This is a genomic window from Terrisporobacter muris (assembly GCF_024621905.1).
Lineage (GTDB): Bacteria > Bacillota > Clostridia > Peptostreptococcales > Peptostreptococcaceae > Terrisporobacter > Terrisporobacter muris.
Window position 1 is genome coordinate 1 of record NZ_JANKBY010000406.1, and the last position, 2,776, is coordinate 2,776.

A 2,776-nucleotide genomic window follows, 5' to 3' on the forward strand; every position below is an offset into this window, starting at 1 on the left:
CGATCTATATATGTTTGTAATACATAAAGAAAGGAAATTGAATATGTCAAAAAAGAAGTACTATGCAGTAAAAGTTGGAAAAACCCCGGGAATATATTTAACATGGGCTGACTGTTCTGCACAAGTAACAGGATATAAAGGAGCAAAGTTTAAAAGTTTTCCAACTATTGAGGAAGCATTAGAATTTATTGGTGATAACAATATAAAGGTTGTGAAAAATGAAGATACGTTAAAATCTAAAACACCATCTAAGAAAATTGCGAGTACAACAACAAAGCAGCTAAAGGAAGGTTATGATGTTAAACCTATAAGAAGTACAGCAAAGGTTAAAACTTATAAATCCTATATAAACCCAGAAGAAATTATAAATGATTATGAGTTTATAGCTTTTGTAGATGGAAGTTATGACAGAGGTAATCAAGTTTTTGGTTCTGGAGTAATTGTTCTTAATCCTAAAGAAAATTCTTATGATACTTATTATAATGCAGGATATGATAAATGGGACCAGTGGAACATAGTAGGAGAGTTAGAATCAGTGAAGGTTGCATTGAATAAAGCTAAAGAATTAGGTAATAAAAATATTGCTATATATCATGATTTAAAAAACATAGCTTTGTGGGCTAGTGGTGAGTGGCAGGCAAAGAATGAGTATACTCAAGAATATGTAAAATATATGGAAGATATAAGTAAGGAACTGAATATTTGTTTTGTAAAAGTAAAGGCACATAGCAATGAAAGTGTGTATAATGACTTAGCAGATGAAGCTGCTAAAGGCGCTATTATAAAATATTTAAATGAAAATAAATAAAGGAAGTTGCTTTAGGAGCAGCTTCCTTTATTTTTAAAGTAAAATTTCTTTTAAAGAACTAATAAGATATCTATTGTTTTCTGGTGTTAGCACACATACCCTAAAGTAATATTCATCTAAACCATCGAAGGATTCACAGTCTCTTATTATAATTTTTTTCGGGATTAGTTTTTCTCTAAGATTTTGAGCGGTCATAATTTTATCTTCTAATTTACATAATATAAAATTACCTTTACTTTCATAAACCTTAAGATTATTAAATGAACTTAAAGAATTATATAAATAATTTCTCTCGTCTAAAATTGTATTTACACATTTATTAATATAGTTTTTATCTGTAAACATAATTTCGCCCATGGCAGAGGCAATGATATTTATATTCCATAAATCAAGATTTTCGTTGATTTTATTTTTTACATTTTCATTCCCAATTAATCCATATCCTAATCTAATTCCAGGTGTAGAGAAAAATTTAGATGTACCTCTAATTACAAATAAGTTGTTATATTTGTCTACTAGAGGAGCAGAAGAATAAATATTAGTATTTGTAAATTCCACATAAGTTTCATCTACCATAACAAAAGCATTGGTACTATTTAGTATAACCTCTATTTCAAATTTAGAAAAAGAAAAACCTGTTGGGTTGTTGGGATTACAGATGATAATTAAATCACACTCATGTTCATTTATAAAATCTATTAAATCCACAGGGTCTATTTTAAAATCATTATATTCTCTAGAAAAATATTTAATTATTTCACAATTATTCTTCTTAAGTTCTTTCTCATATTCCGAATATGCTGGGGAAATAAGAACTGCTTTTTTAGGAGCTATAGTACCTATAAAAGCAGATATAAGTTCCGTAGCACCGCTTCCAAGAACCATATTTTCTTCATTACAGTTACAATAAGATGAAATTGATTTTTTTAATGCACCGTATTCTGGGTCAGGATAAACTGAGACCATATTTATATTGTTAATTACATATTCCTTAGCTAAAGTTGATGTACCAAATGGATTAATATTAGAGCTGAAATCTAAAAATTCATCTTTTGAAAAACCATATTTTTTTGACAAATCATATAAATTAGCACCATGATTTACACTCATAATTAGCCCTCCAATTTTTTAATTCTTAATATAGTATAGTATAAATTTAATATATGTAGATATGTATAAAAATAAAAAGAATATTGTACTAATACAATAAATGGAATATACAATAAAATATGTAATAAAAAACACGAATGAAAATATTTTAAAAAGGAAAAATATATGTTATAATAAATATGATTCATCATTAATGGGAGGGAATTATGTATAAATTAAATGGAGTCATGTACTCAGCAGAAGAAATAAAAAATAAAGTTAAAGAACTAGCAAGTCAAATAGAAAAAGATTATGCTGGAGAAGAACTACTAGTAGTTGGAATATTAAAAGGTGCTAGTATTTTTTGTGCTGATTTAATAAGAGAGATAAACTTAGATGTAAGAATGGACTTTATGGTTGTTTCAAGTTATGGAACATCAACTTCTTCATCAGGGACAGTTAAAATAATAAAAGATTTAGATGTAGATATAGAAAATAAAAATGTATTAATAGTTGAAGATATAATTGATTCAGGTTTAACTTTAAGCTCGTTAGTTGCTGCTTTAAAAACTAGAAAACCAAAATCATTAAAACTTTGCACATTATTAGATAAACCAGAAAGAAGATCTTCAGATATTAAAGTTGATTATGTGGGATATGTAATTGAAGATAAATTTATAGTTGGATATGGAATAGACTATGCTGAAAAATATAGAAATCTTCCTTATATAGGTATTGTTGAAGATATATAAGACCATAATAAAAAAGGAGTATAAGAGTAAATCTTATACTCCTTTGACATATTAAGGAATTATAAATTATCTGATTTATATAATTTACAATTCAAATCAATTTAAAAAGTAGAATTATGATAAAAGT

3 protein-coding genes are annotated in these 2,776 nt (G+C 26.7%); 2 read left to right on the forward strand and 1 reads right to left on the reverse strand.

The annotated features are described in order from the left end of the window. On the forward strand, positions 1-808 hold an 808-nt coding region (locus tag NSA58_RS18435; RefSeq protein WP_330652605.1), incomplete at its 5' end, for a ribonuclease H1 domain-containing protein. A gap of 33 nt (positions 809-841) precedes the next feature. Here NSA58_RS18435 and NSA58_RS18440 read toward each other — a convergent pair. Then, positions 842-1,918 carry a pyridoxal phosphate-dependent aminotransferase gene (locus tag NSA58_RS18440; RefSeq protein ID WP_039679022.1) on the reverse strand — a complete coding sequence of 359 codons (1,077 nt, stop codon included), beginning with the start codon at positions 1,916-1,918 and terminating at the stop codon, positions 842-844. Positions 1,919-2,124: 206 nt separating this feature from the next. On the opposite strand from NSA58_RS18440, the gene hpt reads away from it, so the two are divergent. Beyond that, positions 2,125-2,649 (forward strand): hypoxanthine phosphoribosyltransferase, encoded by a 525-nt coding sequence (gene hpt / locus NSA58_RS18445; RefSeq protein WP_039679021.1) that lies wholly within the window; start codon positions 2,125-2,127, stop codon positions 2,647-2,649. Positions 2,650-2,776: the final 127 nt, after the last annotated feature.